The organism is Oceanospirillum sediminis (assembly GCF_014164585.1).
Lineage (GTDB): Bacteria > Pseudomonadota > Gammaproteobacteria > Pseudomonadales > Halomonadaceae > Oceanospirillum > Oceanospirillum sediminis.
In genome coordinates this window covers 16,533-33,053 of the sequence record NZ_JACJFM010000052.1, presented here as the reverse complement: position 1 = coordinate 33,053, position 16,521 = coordinate 16,533, and the positions used below count along the sequence as shown (strand labels likewise).

Sequence of the window (16,521 nt, the reverse complement as noted above, 5' to 3'; positions counted from 1 at the left end):
GTAAACAATCGGTATCAGCAAGTAATGCCTTAACCCTGTTATTTTGTGGGCAGCTGCCAGATATCTTTGACCGGGCAGCTGAATAGTTACGATGGCGGTTTCTTAAAACTGGTCGGCTCTAACTCTCCCGGTAATGTGAAATCCACTTCCAAAGTTGGCCTGGCCATTGTTGAAGAACCCGACGATACCGCTGATAACGTGGCGGATCAGGGCGATGCCATCGGCCTGCTGGAAGAACGCCTGAAACGTTATGTCGGTTCTAAGCTGATTGTGGGCGGTACACCGGCAGTTAAAGGCCTGTCGAAAACAGAAAAGCGACTGGAACAAACCGATCAGCGCGTACTGCCGGTGGTCTGTCATGAGTGTGGCCTGAGCCATGTGCTCAAGTTCGATAACGTCGTCTGGGATACTGCCAGCGGCACAGAAAATCATCCGGTTTTTGGCCGGGCCGATCCTTCCTCTGCGGTTTATATCTGCCCGGAATGCGGCACCGAATGGGACGACTGGCAGCGACAGGAGAACATCCGCAACACCTGTTATCAGGCGTATGAAGCCGGTGACAAACTCTGCGGCTGGACACCCACCGCCAAAACCGGCAACCGGGTGGGGTTTATCGGCCTGAATGAGCTGTATGTCTGCATTCCCGGTACGTCGCTGGGCAAGGTGGTGGAAGATTATCTGGCGGCGGTGCATGCCCAGAAGCAGGGTGATGACACTCTGATGCGTAAGTTTATCAACCAGAAACTGGGCGAGGCTTACGAATACAAAGACGATAACGTCACCGCCGACGAACTGCGCGAGAAGGCCGAAGACTATCAGGAACTGCTGATCCCGCTGGCCGGGCTGATTCTGATTGCCGGGATTGATATTCAGCGTGATCGAATCGCCATCATCATCCGGGCTTATGGCAGGGGCAATGAATCCTGGCTGATTTACTGGGGCGAGATCTGGGCACACCGGGATATTAATGACATCAATGACCCCTGCTGGATAGAGCTGGATCGGATGTTGTTCGGCGGTTATCAGCACGAAAGCGGCGCCATTCTTAACATCACTGCCGCCAGCCTGGATACCAGTGACGGTGTGACTCAGGGGGCGACATACCACTATGTTAGAACCCGCGAGAACAAAGGCGTCAACCTGATGGCCATTAAAGGGGCGCAGTCTGCAGATGCTCTGCCAGTGGCGGTGCCTCGTTCTAATGACCTGAGTGTTAACCGCAGTAAGGCCGACAAACTGGGCCTGAAGCTCTGGCGGGTAGGTACTCAGTTGATTAAAGACGGCTTAGCCTCACGGCTGAAACTGCAGGGCAACGGCCCTAACCGGATGCATATTTATCAGGGTGTCCGGGCGGATTACTTCGAGCAGATGACCGGCGAGGTGAAAGCACCGGGTAAACAACGTAATCAACTGATCTGGCAGCCTAAGGCCGGTAAAGCCATTGAAGCCTGGGATTGCGAAGTGTACTGCGACCATGCGGCTCGGGTAGAAAAGCTGCAGATGAAAAAAGCCACCTGGTGGGATCACAAAGAACACACCGTACTGCAGGTGGATCTGTTAGCGGCAGAAGCACAGGACGTGATTGCGATGGTGGATCACTATCCGGGGCAGGATGAGCCTGAACCAGAAAACCGCCGGGCATCACCAGAGAGAAGGGCAGAGACACCGGCAGGGCCAGACGCGGTGGATCGTCAGGCAGCAGCTCAAACGACTGATGCTGAATCCACAGAGCACAAACCGGCAGACAGCCAACCCAGAAGACCACGCACCCTGAAGCCCAGAACCAGTACCCGCAACGAACAACCTGAGCCGGAACCCACAGAAAACAACCCATCAGGCAAAGCCAGAACACTGGCAGAACTGGGCCGCATGATGCGTGGCAAAGATTAAGACAGAGGTTAAAAAACGTTATGGCCACACAGCAACAGTTAGACGAAGCCCGCAGTGCCTATCACACCCTGTTGACCGGCAAAGCCGTTGTCAGCATCCAGAAAAATGGCCGTAAGGTGGATTACACCCCGGCCAACCGGGCAGAGCTACAACGCTATATCAGCCAGCTGGAAAGTGAACTGTCTTACCAGCAACGGCGCAGAGCGTTTCGGTTCCGCTTCTGATCGCTTTTCAGTACCTCCTTACATCACTTAAATAACCGCAGGACATCACCATGCAAACAGCCACACCGGCACCGGCCATTCTGGATGCCGCAGGCCAGCCTATGCGCCCGACCATGAATTATCAGGGAGCCGGTGCCGGATTTGGCGGACAGCTGAGCCACTGGCAGCCCGGCCTTAAAACGGTCGATGCCGCCCTGTTGCCCAGCCTGAACCTGGGCAACGCCCGTGCGGAAGACGTGGTGCGAAACAACGCCTTTGCCAGCAACGGCGTACAGCTGCACGTGGACAATATTGTCGGGGACCTGTTCCGGTTGTGCTACAAACCAGACTACAAGGTGCTGGGCATTAGTCAGGAAGAAGCCGCCGCATTCGCGCGGGAAGTCGAAGCCGCCTGGCATGAGATAGCAGAAGACCCCACCGGCTGTTATCTGGATGCCGAACGCAAGCGCACCTTTACCATGATGATTCGGGAAGGAGTCGCGGTGCATACCCGAGTGGGGGAAGACATGTTTGCCGCAGAATGGATCGACCGGCCGGGATCACTGATCAAAACTGCCATTAAATCCATCACCCCGAAACGGGTCTGTAACCCGGATGGCAAAGCGGATACCCGCAGCCTGAAAGCCGGTGTCGCCATTAACCGACACGGTGCTGCAGTGGGCTATCACGTTCGTAGTCCGGGAGATCTGGATTTCGGGCTTGGCAATGGCCTGGGCAGTACATGGCAATACGTGAGCCGGGAAACCCGTCATCGTCGGCCCAAGTTTGTGCATATCTTTGAACCCACAGAAGACGGCCAGACCCGAGGCGCTAACCAGTTTCTGACTGTGCTGGAACAGATGCAGATCCTGCCGAAAATGCAGCACACCAAACTGCAGAACTTTATTGTGAATGCCATGTATGCCGCCACCATCGAAAGTGAAATGCCGCCCGATATGGTAATGGGCCTGATGGGCGGACAGGTTGAAGGGGAACAACTGCTCAATTATATGGGCGTGGTCAACGACTACCATAAAGAACTGGACATCACCATGAATGGCGTAAGGGTGCCGCACCTGATCGGCGGTGAACGCCTTAACCTGCAAACCTCTGGCAATGCCGATAACGGCTATGTGGATCTGGAAGGCTCGGTACTGCGCTGGCTGGCCGCTGGTCTGAACCTGCCGTATGAAACCCTGGCCAAAGACTTTAAACAGATCAGCTACAGTGCGGCACGGGCCAGCCTGGGCGAAAACTGGCGCTACTTTATGGGCCGACGAAAAATCATCGCCGCCCGCAAAGCCACCATCATCTTCCGGCTGGTACTGGAAGAACTCCTGTTCCGCAATCTGGTATCCATGCCCAAAGGTGTCACCCGCGACTTTTATCAGGCAACGAATGCCTGGACCCGCTGCCGCTGGATCGGCTCGGGCCGACTGGCCATCGACGGTCTGAAAGAAACCAAAGAAGCCATTATGCGGATCGAAGCCGGGCTAAGCACCTACGAAGACGAAATGGCTCTGATGGGCAAAGACTATCTGGAAGTATTCGACCAGCAACAACGGGAAGCGGAAGAACTGGAAGCCAGACAACTGCCCGCCAGCCTGATGCGGCTGAATGCTATGCGGGTGCTGGGTGTGGCGGCTGAAGAGGATGACTCCGGGGAAGAATCATAAGGGATGGTTATAATGACTACCCCTTCAGAATGCAGGAGTACGTTATTTAAATAATGTGCTATTCCTAACAGCGGGTATGTCCATGATGGACATACCTTTTCTAAAGTTAGGGTTTTCCCTTGGGCGCCAATGCTCTCGACCTGATAAATTTCCTGCTGAAAAATGTGGATGTCCTGCATTAACCCTATCAAAGCTCTTCTGTATGATTATTTAATCCCTGCTGTTTTGCAAAAACTTGGATGTTATAATAGATAAAATTTTTTGGATTTAGTGTTCGCAATATGCGGCGAAGCGCTTTTTCTATCGTTTGGAATAGGTCTTAGAATGAAATTATTGATCAAAAATTTAGGCATTATTTCAAGGGGAGAGGTGAAGATTGATGGGCTCACTGTTATTGCTGGAGAAAATGATGCTGGCAAGAGTACTGTAGGCAAACTGTTTTTTTCTTTAATAAAAGCTATATCTAGATACAAGGAAGATGTTATTGAAGATAAAGATGATGGTATTGCTGAACGTATAGAGGATATTTACATTACTCTTCGGCGATTGATAAATGTAAATGAGAATACTGTATTAAAAGAAACGTTTAACCCTAACTTTTTTTATAGAGAGGTAAGGGAGGATGAATTAGAAGCGGTTGAATATAGAATTGATATGTTGGAATCTCTTCAAACTGAAAATAAAGCTTCTCGTTTTATTTTAAAGGGAAAATTGATTCGCAAGTTAAATAATTTAAAAGATTATATTTTAGAGCCAACAGATAAAGAGAGCATTATAAGAAAGGCGATTAGTAAATCTTTGTACTCGGAGTTTAAAGGAGGGCTTTTTCCTGCAGGTCAAGATGAAAATATCCAGTCTGGTATATTTATTAAAGATGGTGAGTCTGAGGTTGTTGATATACTATGGGGTAAAGAAAAAGTAGATGAGGTATGTTTTTATGATGATGTTGGACTAGGATTTAAAGATGTGACTTTTGTCGATGATACTTCTGTCCTTCAATATCATGAGCTGTTTTTATATGATAATGCAGTAGGTGGAGCAGAGTATAAAGCTATTCCTTTTCACGCAAGGGATTTGTCTGAAAAACTGAAAATAAGAGTGTTTGATGAGCTGCTTACAGAATATCGAGGTTTGAGTAGAAGTCTATCTGATATCTATAAAGGTAATATGCAATATAACAGACAGGCATCAGATTTTTTTCTTGACCGAGGTAACTATAAAATACCTAGCGCTAATGTTGCAACAGGGATAAAATCTTTAGGTATATTAGATTTATTAATAAAATCAGGGGCGTGTAATAGTGATAACTTACTAATTCTAGATGAGCCTGAGGTTAACTTACATCCCAAATGGCAAATAGAAGTTGCTCGAGTTATTGTGGGGTTAGTCTCGCAGGGAGCAAAAATAATAATAACAACACATAGCCCATATATGTTAGAGGCCTTGGAAGGGTTTAGTCGAATGGAAGCTTTAGATTCAAACTTCTATCTTGCAAAAAAAATCAATGGGACGTCAGAGATAGTAGATGTTTCAGGTGATGTTGGTATTGTTGTTGAACAGTTAGCACAACCATTATTTGATCTTCATGAAGAGCTTGAGAGGTTTGAGTATGGCTCTAAAGGAGAGTGAAGTATATAAGGCATTATTATCCTCGTATGGTAGTGAAGTTAAGAGTATCTCTGAGTTGAGTTATGATAGTTCTAATCAGAGAAGCTTTATAGATAGCTATGTGTTAGGCTTGGATTTTGATAGCATTGCTAATTGTAATGGAAGGGCAAGTAATGAAAGGTCACCAGATTCTCTTTTTTATAACGATGGGGTGCTATATTTTGTAGAGTTTAAGTCGGGTGTTAATGCAAAAAAAGAAGATATAAGGCTGAAGATACATGAAGCATGTGCAACACTGTTTTTTTTCTGCAAAGAAAATATTGAGTCGTTTGAAAAAGATGATTTTTTTAGGCTGAATATAAAATATGGTGTAGTTTTTAGAGATAAATCTAAAGGGCGAAAAGCTATGTATAATGCTCTTTCTAGATCAGTTGCTAAGTATAGTCTTAATAATCTAGAGGGGTATATAATAAGCGAAGCAGCTACTGTAAGTAAGGGGCAATATATTCTAAAAATGTTGAGAGATGCAACAGGATGGAAAGTTCCTTATATTGAATTGCATTCTGGGACAAATATTAAATTCTTTTGTTAGTTTGGTAATGCTTTTTGAATATTGATTATCAATAATAAATTCTCTTCAAGCGCTTGACACCCGCCCCCTCTCAGCCCTACCCTTGGGGCTGAGGCGTCGAAACCTCTTTACCCAAAGCGGAGCTACCCAACCCCGATAGCGTTGGTTTTTTTGTGCCTGAAATTTGGCAAAATCCCTATCCGAGTTGCGCTCGTAATGCGCCAGTTCGGCCGGGAGGGCAGTGAATAAAACACCTTTCGAGGAAATAAGCTCGCGGTACTTTGGGCCGTTTCGAACCTCCTGGCACCCACGTCGAAATGGGGCGATTCATTCGAAAAAACCAAAGGAGGCTATTATGGCCGCTCATCTCGTTATCTTCTCTCATGATATTCGTTCTGTTGATGGACTCTTTTCTCTCAATGATCTGCATAAAGCTTCTGGTAGCTTAAACAAGCACAGTCCTCGTTATTGGACCTCTAACGAACAAACCAAAGAATTGATTTCAGAAATTGAAAAAGACGGAATCCCGTCTATTTCCAAAAAGCCGAGGTTAGGCACGTGGGTCTGCAAAGAACTCGTTTACGCCTACGCCATGTGGATCAGTGCTAAGTTTCATCTGGCTGTGATCAGGGCTTTTGATCAGATGGTGACTCAGCCGCAATCCGACCAGGCGATTGGTACTAATGGAATGGATATTCTTTCATCTCTGGTGGACGGTAAGATTTCCCATCTTAAGGGCAGGGAACGTGCATCCGCTAAGGCACGTTTCTGGAATCAGATTCATGCGGGTTTTGATGTGAGATCCGGGGCGGATATTCCCGAACGTGAGTTTAACAATGCCCGGCAGTTTATCAGTGAGTATGTGCTGGAAGGGGATTACCTGCCAGCCGATCAGAAGCAATTGCCACTCAAGCAGGCCCCGGAATACGAATATAAAGAATTCGGCAAGTCTTACGAAGATGGTCAGATGATCCTGAAAGAGATGAAGCGACTTCTGCCGAAAGAGGCCCATTCACTTATTGGGCAGATGGATGCGGTTCTGGTGCATGGCTGGACAGTGATGGATGAAACGCTGATGCGGTTGAATATCAGCCAGAAAATGCTGACCCGCTGGCGGGGGTGAGTGGGTGCCGGGAAGTTGTATCCAATATGGGTACAGCTTCATCGGATGTATGGATAACCACTAGGCGATATTATTTAGTTGAGAATAAGAGTGCATGGGTTATCATTAGAAGATAACTCTTAGTGAGTGTGCAGGTGCTTTAGAAATATGAATGAAACAGATTACGGGCTGGAGACTCTGCTGGCTCTGAACGGTGAAGTGTTTCCGATGGACAATGGTTACTGGACGAAGTTTGAAGCGCGTTCGGTAACGGCCACAGAGCATATTCCCCATGGCATCAGTTACTCACTGACACTGCATGACAGATCGAATGTCAGGATTTTCGGCATTGATAATGCCCATGGTTTTAAGCCCAAAAAGAAAAAATTCGGGGCAAGAATTGTGACATGGGATCACAAGCATAAAGAAAACCGTGTGCTGAATTATGAATTTGAAAGTCCAGGGCAGTTACTGGAAGACTTCTGGAAAGAAGTAGAGCTTATTCTCAACGAGGTGTGATCATGAGGACTAAGGTTCTGACAATTGGTGTAATGTCCCGGCAAGATTACATGAAGCGGACTATTGCCATTGCAAAAGGTGAATACAAACCGAGAAAGAATGAACCCAAGGTCTGGTTCGAGTCGGTTCAGTCTATGGCTCAGGTGCTGAGCAGTGAAAATCAGGAGCTGTTACGCATTATCGCAGAGCATAAGCCTCGTTCTATTACAGAGCTGGAACAGATTTCTAACCGCAAAAAAAGCAATCTGTCCCGTACTCTCAAAAGTCTTGAGAAATACAATATTGTTGAGCTGTGCAAGGGTGAAAATGGTGCGGTAGAGCCAAAAGTAAAAGCGACGGATTTTAAAGTCGAGTTTGGTTTGCACTACAGCCATCATGATAGCTCGGTTGCTGTCGCTGTTTAGAAAGCCTGTTAAGTGAGTGGCAGAAATATGAAATATGCTGGTTGCCGTACTTCTCCAGCTCAGGAAGCAAAACCTATCACAGCGAAAGAGCTGATTGAGTTCGAAGAGAAACGTCGAAGAGAACGTATGTTCCGTTCAAAAGAAGGTCGGGTTAAACGTCCAATTCGTCGAATGAAGATGGCTTAAAATGCCGACCAGATAATCCCAGAGGGTAGTCAGTTGACTGCCCTTTTTTTATGCCTGCAATTTACCCCATCCAACGGAATCACCATGAACAATTTCCCCCATCTATCAGCCAGAGTGCTTAATCAGCCTCTGTTGCTGGAACCCGGCTATGCGCGGGTGTTTTTTAGTGCCCTGGCAGATCGGCTGGGGATTGCCCGTTTAACCGATGCCGAAGGCGAGGTGTTAACCGGGCAGAAGATCCATCTGCCATCCAGCGAGTTCCGGGCAGAGCATGAACCGGCTGAGGAACGCTACCGGCCTTATGAGCTGGTTAAGGGTGCAGCGGTGTTGCCGGTGTCCGGGTCGTTACGCCACAAGTATGGTTATGTTCATTCTTATAGTGGCAGCACCGGGTACGACGGCATTATTCATCGGGCTGCGGATGCGTTTTCTGACCCGGATGTAAAAGGTGTGCTGATGGATATGGACACGCCTGGCGGTGAGGTGGCGGGTTGTTTTGATACCGCGCAGACCCTGCGCCAGATGGCGGACCAGTCCGGTAAACCGCTCTGGGCTTTGTGCTGTGATATGAATTGTTCCGCCGGAATGGCGCTGGCCAGTGCCGCTCATCGCCGGTTAATCACTCAGACCGGGGTAGCCGGTTCTGTGGGTGTAGTCATGGCTCATACCAATTACGGTCAGTTAATGGATAAGGCCGGGATTGAAGTCACCCTGATTCACTCCGGGGCCAATAAGGTGGCCGGTAATCCTTATCAGTCTTTATCGGAACAGGTGCTGGCTGATTTTCAGTCCTCTACCGATCAGCTCCGATTGGAGTTTGCACAGCTGGTGGCAGGGTTTACCGGTTTGTCCGTTGAGGCCGTGCTGGCCACCGAGGCCGCCACTTATCGGGGCAAAGCCGCCCTTGAGGTGGGCTTTGCTGATGAGCTGATTAATGGTCATGATGCGCTTTTAAGTTTCACTGATTATTTATCCAGTAGTAGCAAAACCCTTTCTTTACCGTCTTCTTTAACCACAGGAAATACTGATATGACACAACAAACCCAGACGCCTGCAGCGACAACTCAGGTTAATCAGACTGATCCGGCGCAGCCTGCTCAGACACAAACCGCTCAGACGCAAACGACCCAGGCCACCGCTCCTGCTGAGATGACCGCCGCCCAGATGCAGGCCCGTATCGCGGGTATTCTGGGGCTGGAAGCGGCTGCAACGCATCAGGCCACAGCACAGCATCTGGCGTTTCATACTCAGCTGAGTATGGAAGAGGCCAAAGGTATTCTGGCCACATTGCCAGAGGCCAGCAGTCAGGATCGGATGAGTACATCGCTGGATAAGGTGATGTCAGAAGAGAAACAGCCCGATATTCCTGCAGATGGCAACGAGTCTGCCGGGCAGTCGCCGGGCAATACCCTGCTGGCCGATTATGAGCTGGCCACGGGCGATAAATAAACCATCAGAGGTAATGCGTTATGGAATATTTTGTACCGAAAAACTGGGTCACGGGTTCAGAACAGGTACACACCACAGAGGGCCGACTGGCCGCTGGTCAGCAACTGGCAGAGCATGCTCCGTTAGGCCAGAACCAGACCACCGGGGAGTATCACCTCTGGGACCCGTCTGCCTCAGACGGTACGCAGCTGGCGACCCGCATTGCCCCTCAGTATCTGGACTCTTCCAGCGGAGCGGTGTCGGTGCAGTTAATTAAGAACGGTATCTTCAACCCGGATGAGGTGGCCTGGCCGGATGGCACCACCGAGGCGCAGAAGCTGTGTGCATTCTCCGGCACTCCGATCAGTCTGCAGAAACCACTCTGATCCGTTTTAAAACAGTCTCTCCCGAAGGTCGCGCAAGCGGCTTTTTTTGTTTTTGGAGTATAAAAAATTATGTCTCTTGATACTTACGGCACAGCGGATTTAATGGGCGTTGTGCAGGCAAAGTCGAAGTTTCAGACCCTGTTTCTGAACCTGTTTTACCCTCGGGTGTATTTCTCCGGCTCAGAAGAAATCAAGCTGGATGAAGTCACCGAAGAAACCAATATTGCGGTCACGGTGTCGCCGGTTGTCGGCGGTAAAGTGCTGGCCAGTCAGGGTTATGGCACCAATACCTTTAAAGCGGCTTACGTTAAGCCTAAGCATGAAGTCAACGTAAAGCAGCTGATGCACCGCCGGGCCGGTGAGCGTCTGACGGGCGAGCTCACCAAAGCTCAGCGTCGGAATGCGACCATCGCCAATAACCTGCTGAAAGAAGAGAAATCCATTCTGCAGTATGAAGAAAAGCAGGCGGTAGACGGCATTCTGTACGGCGGTTACACCGTGTCTGGTGAAGGCTATGAAACTCAGCATGTCAGCTTTAACCAGCGGCCAGAGAATCGGGTGGTTCTGGGGCCGGGTGAACGCTGGGCCGATAAAGACCCGGACACCTACGACCCAACCCACGATATAGAAGAGATCTGTCAGGCATCGGATGGTGTGATCAGTCTGGCTCTGATGGACAGCGAAGCCTGGATTCTGTTCAGCAGTTTTAAAAAGGTGCAGGAAAAGCTGGATACCCGTCGGGGCAGTACCTCCAGTATGGAAACCGCCCTTAAAGATGTGGGCGATGTGGTCAGCTTTAAGGGCTGGTATGGCGATGTGGCCATTATGGTGACACGTCATTTCTATATCGAAGGCGGTGTTAAAAAGCGTTATATGCCACCGTTTACCATTCTGTTTGGTCATAGCAGTGCGCAGTGTGTGCGGGCGTATGGTGCCATTCAGGATATTCATGCGGTACGTGAAGGCATGGAACAGACCGATCGTTACCCCCGCAACTGGATTGAACAGGGCGACCCGGCCAGAGAGTACACCATGCTGCAATCGGCCCCGCTGATGATCCCACTGGATATTAATGATTTTGTTGTGCTGGTGGTCGGTACTAAATAACCCTCTTTCCCCCCTTCTTGTTTACACATAACGAATGCCTGCCGCTGCGGGCTTAACCTGCTGAGGAATAACTGATGGAACCTTTAACGAAAGCGGAATTTGAAGCGCTGCCTGAAGATAAGCAGCTGGAAAAATTACAGGAACTGGTCGATCTGACCGGGGCTGAAATTGATACCGGTGGTGATAAATCCCTAGTGGATATTTATCTGGCTCATCTGCCAGACCCGAAAGATAAAAAGCGGATGGCTGTCAGAGCCTTGCAGAGTGTCCGATTTCTGGATGATGACAAAAAGCGCCGTACCCTGCTGAAAGATTCGGTAGCACTGGTCGGCGTCAACGTTGCTGAGCAGCTTAAAGCAGAAGGGCTGGTGACAGGAGCGAAGGTGTGAGCTTCGATAGCGAGTTCAACCGCCTGATGGCCGGGGCGGATCAGATGCTGATGGATCGTTTCGGCACTGAATGCGCCTGGCTGAAAACCTCTGACCCGCCAGATACAGAGCCAATCCGTATTCTGGTGGATCTGGAAACCGGATTAACCGCGCAGGAGCTGGGCGAACGGGGCCGGGCGGCCAATGGTTCCCGAGTGAATCAGATGACCCTGGGCACCTTTCTGGTAAAAGATCTGCCAGCGGATCTGACTCAGGTGGTGCTGATCGTGAATGGCCAGCGTTACCGCCTGACCGAGCCGGTCGATAACGGCGGTGAAATCGAGTGTCTGTTACTGCCGGATATACCGACAGATCAATCCGGCAGTAAGACATCCTCTTTCCTCAATATGCCCTGACCTGCAGGAGGCTGAACGATGACCGATTTTGAATTCAGTATGGGCGGTACGAATCTGGATCAGGTCACAGAGGATCTGGCCGGGCATCTGCTGGGCTTAGAAAAGCAGGTCGAAACGGCCATTAACCGGGCGATTCGTAAACTGGGTGCCTGGCTGAGAACTCATTCTGTCCGTGAGATCGGCAAGCAGCTGGGCATTAAACAGAAGGTGATCCGCAATCGCTATCGGTTATCCCAGGCCACAGAAAACGGACACCGGGTACTTAAAATCTGGGTGGGCCTGCTGGAGATCGCCGCTCATGAGGCCGGTAACGTCTCTCAGAATAAACAGGGTGCGAAGGTCGCCGGGCGCCAGTTTAACTCAGCCTTTAAAAAATCCATCTTCTGGTCAGGCGAGCAGATCTATATCCGGGCGAAGGCCAACCTGCGCCATAACCATTCTGTGTTATCGGATTCTGGAAAGCGGAGTCAGCAACGGGATGCCGAACTGGCCAAAACTGGCGGTGGTCGTTTCCCGGTGCAGGTGGTTGCCATTGATATTTCTGATATTGGTCTGGATGTGCTGCAACGGTACGAATCCCGCCTGAATAGTCGTTACAGGGAATTATTAACTCAGGAACTGAATTATGTCCTCAATGTTGAAACCTGAGATCCATCAGCCCTCGGAACTCTATGATGCCATTGTGCAGTATTACCGAGCGCAGATCGCAGCCGGTGACAGTGCCGATGTGGTGGTGTCCGGGCATCATGATTTTATTCCAGAGCAGGCCGCCAGCCGTCAGATTCTGGTTGAGGTCGGTTCAGCCGAAAGCGGCCCGCAAAAGAACGATGGCCGGGTGTGTCTGGTCTTCGAATGCACTCTTTATGGGGTGATCAGTAAAGCCGAACAGGATGCGGCTTATCAGGCCATGAATCTGGCCACGGCACTGGCCCGCCATCTTAAGCATCAGAGCTGGGGATTCTCCGGGCTGGCGGTGGATGACCCGGAACAGATCAAACTGGCTGAGTCCTTTCTGATTAACGGCACGGATAAACACGCCGGGTTTGAAGCCTGGGAGGTGCGCTGGCAGCAAAAAGTAAACCTGGGCAGTCCTCAGTATGAAGATGAGGTGGTATCCGGTATCTGGCTGGCGGTGAACCCTGACGATCCAGACGATATAAACGAGTACCGGGAGGTAACAGACCTGTGCTTGAACAATTCGATCAGCGAACAGAGTTAATTGTCCGCCAGTGTCTGCGTGAATATGACGACAAAATCGCGGATCTGGAAGCCCGGCTGGAAGAACAGGCCCGGCGTATCCGCAACATTATCCAGCCCGCGAAAATCTCTCAGATCCACGACAGCAAACAAAAAGTAAAAGTGACATACGGGCGTAATGAATCCCCCTGGCTGAAGTGGTTTTCCACCATGCAGGGCCAGATGAAGGAATACCGCTGCCCGAGTGTGGGTGAACAGTGCATTCTGATTAATTACGGTGGCGGGGATAACTCGACTCAGGCCTGGGCATTGTGTGGTGTCTGGAGTGATGAGTTTCCACTGCCGGATAACCGACCCCACATTCATACGATGGAATGGGCACCGGGCTTCCGGCTGGAGATCAACACCCAGACCGGCAAAGTAGACTGGTGGGTGCCAACCAAAGTCACCTTTCATACGCCACTGGTTCACGGCACAGAGCATGTGCGGGACTTTAAACGGACGATGCAGGAAGACCGGGATATTTACAACGATCACGGCCATCCGTTTATGCCTAAACCCAAGCCACAACAATAATCGCCTGAGGTACTTATGATCGGACTATCCCGAAAGACCGGGCAACTGTTGTCCGGCTGGGATTATTTCACCGAGCTGGCAGAAGATGCCCTGACCACTCAGTTAGGCAGCCGGGAGAAACGCCGGGATTATGGCAGCCGTCTGCCAGAGTTGCTGAGCCGCATTACGGGGGATGATGTGCTGATGCTGGCGAAAGTTTATGCCGCACAGACTTTTGTTCATCCACCCAATAATCTGGCGCACTTTTTTAAGGCGGATCGTATTCTGGCCGGGCGTCATGATACGGGCCTGTGGTTAAAAATCTCCGGTATCTGGCAGGGGAAGCCGGTTCAGTTTGAGGTATCTGTTTATGCTAACCGACCGTAATTATCTGCCCGATCCGGAGGCGATACACCGGCCAAAGTTTGAGGATCTGGTTCAGCAGTTTAAAACCGACTATATCGCCAATGTACGGGCCACTGATCCGGTACTGGCCGATGAAATTGAAAAGACACTGGAACAGCCCGGTGAACTGCTGACTAAGATGTGTGAGACCTTTACTCAGCATCTGTTAAACGAGATCGAGCGCCGGAACCAGCAGGCTAAGCAACTGCTGCCGGGATGGAGTCGGGGCAGTAATCTGGACAATATGGTCGCTCATCAGGGCATTCAGAGGCAGGTGTTAGACCCCGGTGATCCGGATGCTTTTCCGGTGATTCCGCCGGTACAGGAATCTGACGACCATTTGCTGTTACGTTACCTGCTGCAATCTCATGCCCCGGCGGCAGGCAGTCGGATGCAATACAAAGCCAGTTGTCTGACACTGGATGAAAGCGCGGTGGTGACAGTCACTAAGCCCGAATTCAATAAAGTACAACTGACTTACACACTGAACCCGGAAGGGATCGCTGCTCAGATTAAAGACGGTAACGGCCTGATGCCGATACCGGGTCACGTTACGGTAACGATTCTGGCCAGAGAGGGTGACGGCACCGCCTCTGATTCATTGCTGGATAAAGTGCGGGAACACTTCTCCCGTCCGGACGTGGCACCGGGTACAGATCAGATCACGGTGCAGGGGGCTGAGATCGTGCCTTACACCATTAAAGCGGTGGCGTGGATTGGTCGTGGCCCGGATGTACAGATTACGGAACAATCCCTGATAACAAAGCTACAAGCCTACGCGGACCAGCAGCATCTGTTAGAAGCCAAAGTGCTGCCCAGCTTTATCACTCATATCCTGCATGATGCCGGAGCACTGGAACGGGAAGTGATTGAACCGGCGGAAGAGATCCGGTGTTTGCCCCATCAGGCACCGTACTGCACGGGGATTGAAGTAGAGGTGAAGGTGCTATGAGTACGGAATCTCTGTTACCCGATAACCGAACGACACTGGAAAAAGCCTTAGAGCAAACTTTATCAGATCACCTGCTGGCTCTGGACTGCCCTTACCCTCAACTCTGGGACCCTTACTCCGTGCCAGAGCACATGCTGCCCTATCTGGCCCATGCCAAAGGCGTGACCGACTGGGGCGGTGAAATTAATACCGATGCCAAACGTCATACCGTGGCCAGTATCTGGCCGGTACAACGGCTGGCCGGAACCGCAAAAGGCGTGGCAGATGCCGTGGCCGGTCTGGGCCTGACCGCTGAGTTTATACCCGGTTATAGCTGGGGTGGTCCGGCATACACCTTCAGGGTGGATCTGATCGGCGGGCTGAATGGCCTGTCTGCTGATCGTGTTCAGCACCGGATTGAAGCGGCCAAAGCGGAACGGGACGGTTACAGCATTCGCCTGGTGTATCAACCGGTGCAGGATTTAAAGCTGGGTGCGGTGGTGCATCAGTCATCAGGTGCCAGGGTGAACTATCGGCCTCCGGAACAAACTGTATCCCCGGCCACGGTTTATCGGGGCGGTGTGGTGTATCAGTCATCTGGTGCCAGGGTGAACTACCGGCCTCCGGAACAAACCGTATCACCGGCCACGGTTCATCGGGGCGGTGTGGTGCATCAGTCATCCGGTGCCAGGGTGAACTACCGGCCTCCGGAACAAACGTTCTCTCAGACTCAGCGCTGTCTGGCCGGTGTGGTACATCAGTCACCACAGGTGGCCGTGAATTATCAGCCTCCGGAACAACGGTTATCCCGGACTCCGCTGTATCAGGGCCGTGTGCTGCACATGACCCGAAACATCATCATTCATCGTTAGAGAAATCCCTATGGCAAATTTTAGTTCTATGCGGCTGACGTCTGCAGGGTTGCGGCTGCGTGCTGCTGCCGAAGTCGGGCAACGGCTGGAGATCACCCGGATCGGGTTAGGTGCCGGTCGTGCGCCTGACGATATATCTGCCCTGAATGCACTGGTGGATGAGCGCCAGAGTGCTCCCGTGGCCAGCTTTGATGCTCAGCCTGATGGCACCGGGCGGGTGCGATTCCACCTGAATAATGTGGGCCTGAATACCGGCTACCCGTTACGGGAGATCGGGGTATTTGCCCTGGACCCGGATACCGGGGAAGAGCAGCTGATCGACTACACCAATGCCGGGGATGATTACGACCTGATCCCGGCAGAGGGCGGGGCCACGGTGGTGGAACAGATGATCGACCTGATCACCGTGATCAGCCCCACAGACAACATTGTCGCGCAGGTGGACAGCACCGCCAGCGTGACACGTGCGGATCTGGAGGCACTGCGGGTACTGCCGGATGGCGGTGAACCCGGACAGACTCCGATGCTGGATGACACCGGCCATGTCATCTGGAGCAATGGCGCAGACCTGATCAGTCTGGCGGCACTGGCCACCTCCGATATTGAAAATAAAACCGCGATTCTGCGGCAGGAACAGTACCTGATTCATCTGGATCAGCAACTGCAGCAACTCGCAAACCCATAAGCGTACCCGAAA

21 protein-coding genes are annotated in these 16,521 nt (G+C 50.9%); all 21 read left to right on the top strand.

Translation table 11 applies throughout. The features are described from left to right. Positions 1-66 precede the first annotated feature (66 nt). On the top strand, positions 67-1,890 hold the full coding sequence (locus H4O21_RS22575) for a terminase gpA endonuclease subunit (protein WP_182811566.1): 1,824 nt from the start codon (positions 67-69) through the stop codon (positions 1,888-1,890). Between the two features lie 20 nt (positions 1,891-1,910). Continuing rightward, a complete protein-coding gene (gpW, locus tag H4O21_RS22570; protein ID WP_182811563.1) occupies positions 1,911-2,114 on the top strand; it encodes a gpW family head-tail joining protein in 204 nt (67 codons plus the stop codon). Between the two features lie 50 nt (positions 2,115-2,164). Then, entirely contained in the window at positions 2,165-3,769 is a 1,605-nt protein-coding gene (locus H4O21_RS22565; protein WP_182811560.1) for a phage portal protein, read from the top strand. 324 nt (positions 3,770-4,093) lie between these two features. Next, complete coding sequence (locus tag H4O21_RS22560; protein WP_182811558.1) at positions 4,094-5,398, top strand: AAA family ATPase; 1,305 nt, start codon at positions 4,094-4,096, stop codon at positions 5,396-5,398. Continuing rightward, the gene (locus H4O21_RS22555; protein WP_182811555.1) at positions 5,379-5,969 is read left to right on the top strand and encodes a hypothetical protein; all 591 of its coding nucleotides are present in this window, start codon (positions 5,379-5,381) and stop codon (positions 5,967-5,969) included. Before H4O21_RS22560 ends, H4O21_RS22555 begins: the two co-directional genes overlap by 20 nt. Positions 5,970-6,303: 334 nt before the next feature. After that, a complete protein-coding gene (locus tag H4O21_RS22550) occupies positions 6,304-7,071 on the top strand; it encodes a KilA-N domain-containing protein (protein ID WP_182811553.1) in 768 nt (255 codons plus the stop codon). Positions 7,072-7,218: 147 nt separating this feature from the next. Beyond that, entirely contained in the window at positions 7,219-7,569 is a 351-nt protein-coding gene (locus H4O21_RS22545; protein ID WP_182811550.1) for a toxin-antitoxin system TumE family protein, read from the top strand. Between the two features lie 2 nt (positions 7,570-7,571). Next, positions 7,572-7,973: an HVO_A0114 family putative DNA-binding protein gene (locus H4O21_RS22540; protein ID WP_220495809.1), complete on the top strand. Its 402-nt coding sequence runs from the start codon at positions 7,572-7,574 to the stop codon at positions 7,971-7,973. Between the two features lie 27 nt (positions 7,974-8,000). Next, entirely contained in the window at positions 8,001-8,159 is a 159-nt protein-coding gene (locus tag H4O21_RS22535) for a hypothetical protein (protein WP_182811548.1), read from the top strand. Positions 8,160-8,243: 84 nt separating this feature from the next. Beyond that, complete coding sequence (locus H4O21_RS22530; RefSeq protein ID WP_182811547.1) at positions 8,244-9,608, top strand: S49 family peptidase; 1,365 nt, start codon at positions 8,244-8,246, stop codon at positions 9,606-9,608. Between the two features lie 20 nt (positions 9,609-9,628). Beyond that, a complete protein-coding gene (locus H4O21_RS22525; protein ID WP_182811544.1) occupies positions 9,629-9,973 on the top strand; it encodes a head decoration protein in 345 nt (114 codons plus the stop codon). A 69-nt stretch (positions 9,974-10,042) separates the two neighbouring features. Further along, positions 10,043-11,080, top strand: coding sequence for a major capsid protein (locus tag H4O21_RS22520; protein ID WP_182811542.1), 1,038 nt, complete (start codon positions 10,043-10,045; stop codon positions 11,078-11,080). A gap of 74 nt (positions 11,081-11,154) precedes the next feature. Further along, entirely contained in the window at positions 11,155-11,469 is a 315-nt protein-coding gene (locus tag H4O21_RS22515; RefSeq protein ID WP_182811539.1) for a hypothetical protein, read from the top strand. Next, positions 11,466-11,864, top strand: a complete 399-nt coding sequence (locus tag H4O21_RS22510) for a hypothetical protein (RefSeq protein WP_182811537.1) — start codon at positions 11,466-11,468, stop codon at positions 11,862-11,864. The genes H4O21_RS22515 and H4O21_RS22510 overlap by 4 nt, the downstream gene beginning before the upstream one ends. Positions 11,865-11,882: 18 nt before the next feature. Next, on the top strand, positions 11,883-12,512 hold the full coding sequence (locus tag H4O21_RS22505) for a phage tail protein (protein WP_182811534.1): 630 nt from the start codon (positions 11,883-11,885) through the stop codon (positions 12,510-12,512). Next, complete coding sequence (locus H4O21_RS22500; protein WP_182811531.1) at positions 12,490-13,083, top strand: hypothetical protein; 594 nt, start codon at positions 12,490-12,492, stop codon at positions 13,081-13,083. The genes H4O21_RS22505 and H4O21_RS22500 overlap by 23 nt, the downstream gene beginning before the upstream one ends. After that, positions 13,050-13,637, top strand: coding sequence for a phage baseplate assembly protein V (locus H4O21_RS22495; RefSeq protein WP_182811528.1), 588 nt, complete (start codon positions 13,050-13,052; stop codon positions 13,635-13,637). The genes H4O21_RS22500 and H4O21_RS22495 overlap by 34 nt, the downstream gene beginning before the upstream one ends. Positions 13,638-13,652: 15 nt before the next feature. Beyond that, a complete protein-coding gene (locus H4O21_RS22490) occupies positions 13,653-14,003 on the top strand; it encodes a GPW/gp25 family protein (protein WP_182811525.1) in 351 nt (116 codons plus the stop codon). Continuing rightward, positions 13,987-14,973 (top strand): baseplate J/gp47 family protein, encoded by a 987-nt coding sequence (locus H4O21_RS22485; RefSeq protein WP_182811522.1) that lies wholly within the window; start codon positions 13,987-13,989, stop codon positions 14,971-14,973. Before H4O21_RS22490 ends, H4O21_RS22485 begins: the two co-directional genes overlap by 17 nt. Beyond that, entirely contained in the window at positions 14,970-15,824 is an 855-nt protein-coding gene (locus tag H4O21_RS22480) for a phage tail protein I (RefSeq protein WP_182811519.1), read from the top strand. The genes H4O21_RS22485 and H4O21_RS22480 overlap by 4 nt, the downstream gene beginning before the upstream one ends. A gap of 10 nt (positions 15,825-15,834) precedes the next feature. Continuing rightward, positions 15,835-16,509: a phage tail protein gene (locus H4O21_RS22475; RefSeq protein WP_182811516.1), complete on the top strand. Its 675-nt coding sequence runs from the start codon at positions 15,835-15,837 to the stop codon at positions 16,507-16,509. Positions 16,510-16,521: the final 12 nt, after the last annotated feature.

What these genes read in the sequence shown, in the direction of transcription:
- gpW (WP_182811563.1), top strand. Translation starts at nt 1,911, where the DNA reads ATGGCCACACAGCAACAGTTAGACGAAGCCCGCAGTGCCTATCACACC.
- H4O21_RS22565 (WP_182811560.1), top strand. Translation starts at nt 2,165, where the DNA reads ATGCAAACAGCCACACCGGCACCGGCCATTCTGGATGCCGCAGGCCAG.
- H4O21_RS22560 (WP_182811558.1), top strand. Translation starts at nt 4,094, where the DNA reads ATGAAATTATTGATCAAAAATTTAGGCATTATTTCAAGGGGAGAGGTG.
- H4O21_RS22555 (WP_182811555.1), top strand. Translation starts at nt 5,379, where the DNA reads ATGGCTCTAAAGGAGAGTGAAGTATATAAGGCATTATTATCCTCGTAT.
- H4O21_RS22550 (WP_182811553.1), top strand. Translation starts at nt 6,304, where the DNA reads ATGGCCGCTCATCTCGTTATCTTCTCTCATGATATTCGTTCTGTTGAT.
- H4O21_RS22545 (WP_182811550.1), top strand. Translation starts at nt 7,219, where the DNA reads ATGAATGAAACAGATTACGGGCTGGAGACTCTGCTGGCTCTGAACGGT.
- H4O21_RS22540 (WP_220495809.1), top strand. Translation starts at nt 7,572, where the DNA reads ATGAGGACTAAGGTTCTGACAATTGGTGTAATGTCCCGGCAAGATTAC.
- H4O21_RS22535 (WP_182811548.1), top strand. Translation starts at nt 8,001, where the DNA reads ATGAAATATGCTGGTTGCCGTACTTCTCCAGCTCAGGAAGCAAAACCT.
- H4O21_RS22530 (WP_182811547.1), top strand. Translation starts at nt 8,244, where the DNA reads ATGAACAATTTCCCCCATCTATCAGCCAGAGTGCTTAATCAGCCTCTG.
- H4O21_RS22525 (WP_182811544.1), top strand. Translation starts at nt 9,629, where the DNA reads ATGGAATATTTTGTACCGAAAAACTGGGTCACGGGTTCAGAACAGGTA.
- H4O21_RS22520 (WP_182811542.1), top strand. Translation starts at nt 10,043, where the DNA reads ATGTCTCTTGATACTTACGGCACAGCGGATTTAATGGGCGTTGTGCAG.
- H4O21_RS22515 (WP_182811539.1), top strand. Translation starts at nt 11,155, where the DNA reads ATGGAACCTTTAACGAAAGCGGAATTTGAAGCGCTGCCTGAAGATAAG.
- H4O21_RS22505 (WP_182811534.1), top strand. Translation starts at nt 11,883, where the DNA reads ATGACCGATTTTGAATTCAGTATGGGCGGTACGAATCTGGATCAGGTC.
- H4O21_RS22500 (WP_182811531.1), top strand. Translation starts at nt 12,490, where the DNA reads ATGTCCTCAATGTTGAAACCTGAGATCCATCAGCCCTCGGAACTCTAT.
- H4O21_RS22490 (WP_182811525.1), top strand. Translation starts at nt 13,653, where the DNA reads ATGATCGGACTATCCCGAAAGACCGGGCAACTGTTGTCCGGCTGGGAT.
- H4O21_RS22485 (WP_182811522.1), top strand. Translation starts at nt 13,987, where the DNA reads ATGCTAACCGACCGTAATTATCTGCCCGATCCGGAGGCGATACACCGG.
- H4O21_RS22480 (WP_182811519.1), top strand. Translation starts at nt 14,970, where the DNA reads ATGAGTACGGAATCTCTGTTACCCGATAACCGAACGACACTGGAAAAA.
- H4O21_RS22475 (WP_182811516.1), top strand. Translation starts at nt 15,835, where the DNA reads ATGGCAAATTTTAGTTCTATGCGGCTGACGTCTGCAGGGTTGCGGCTG.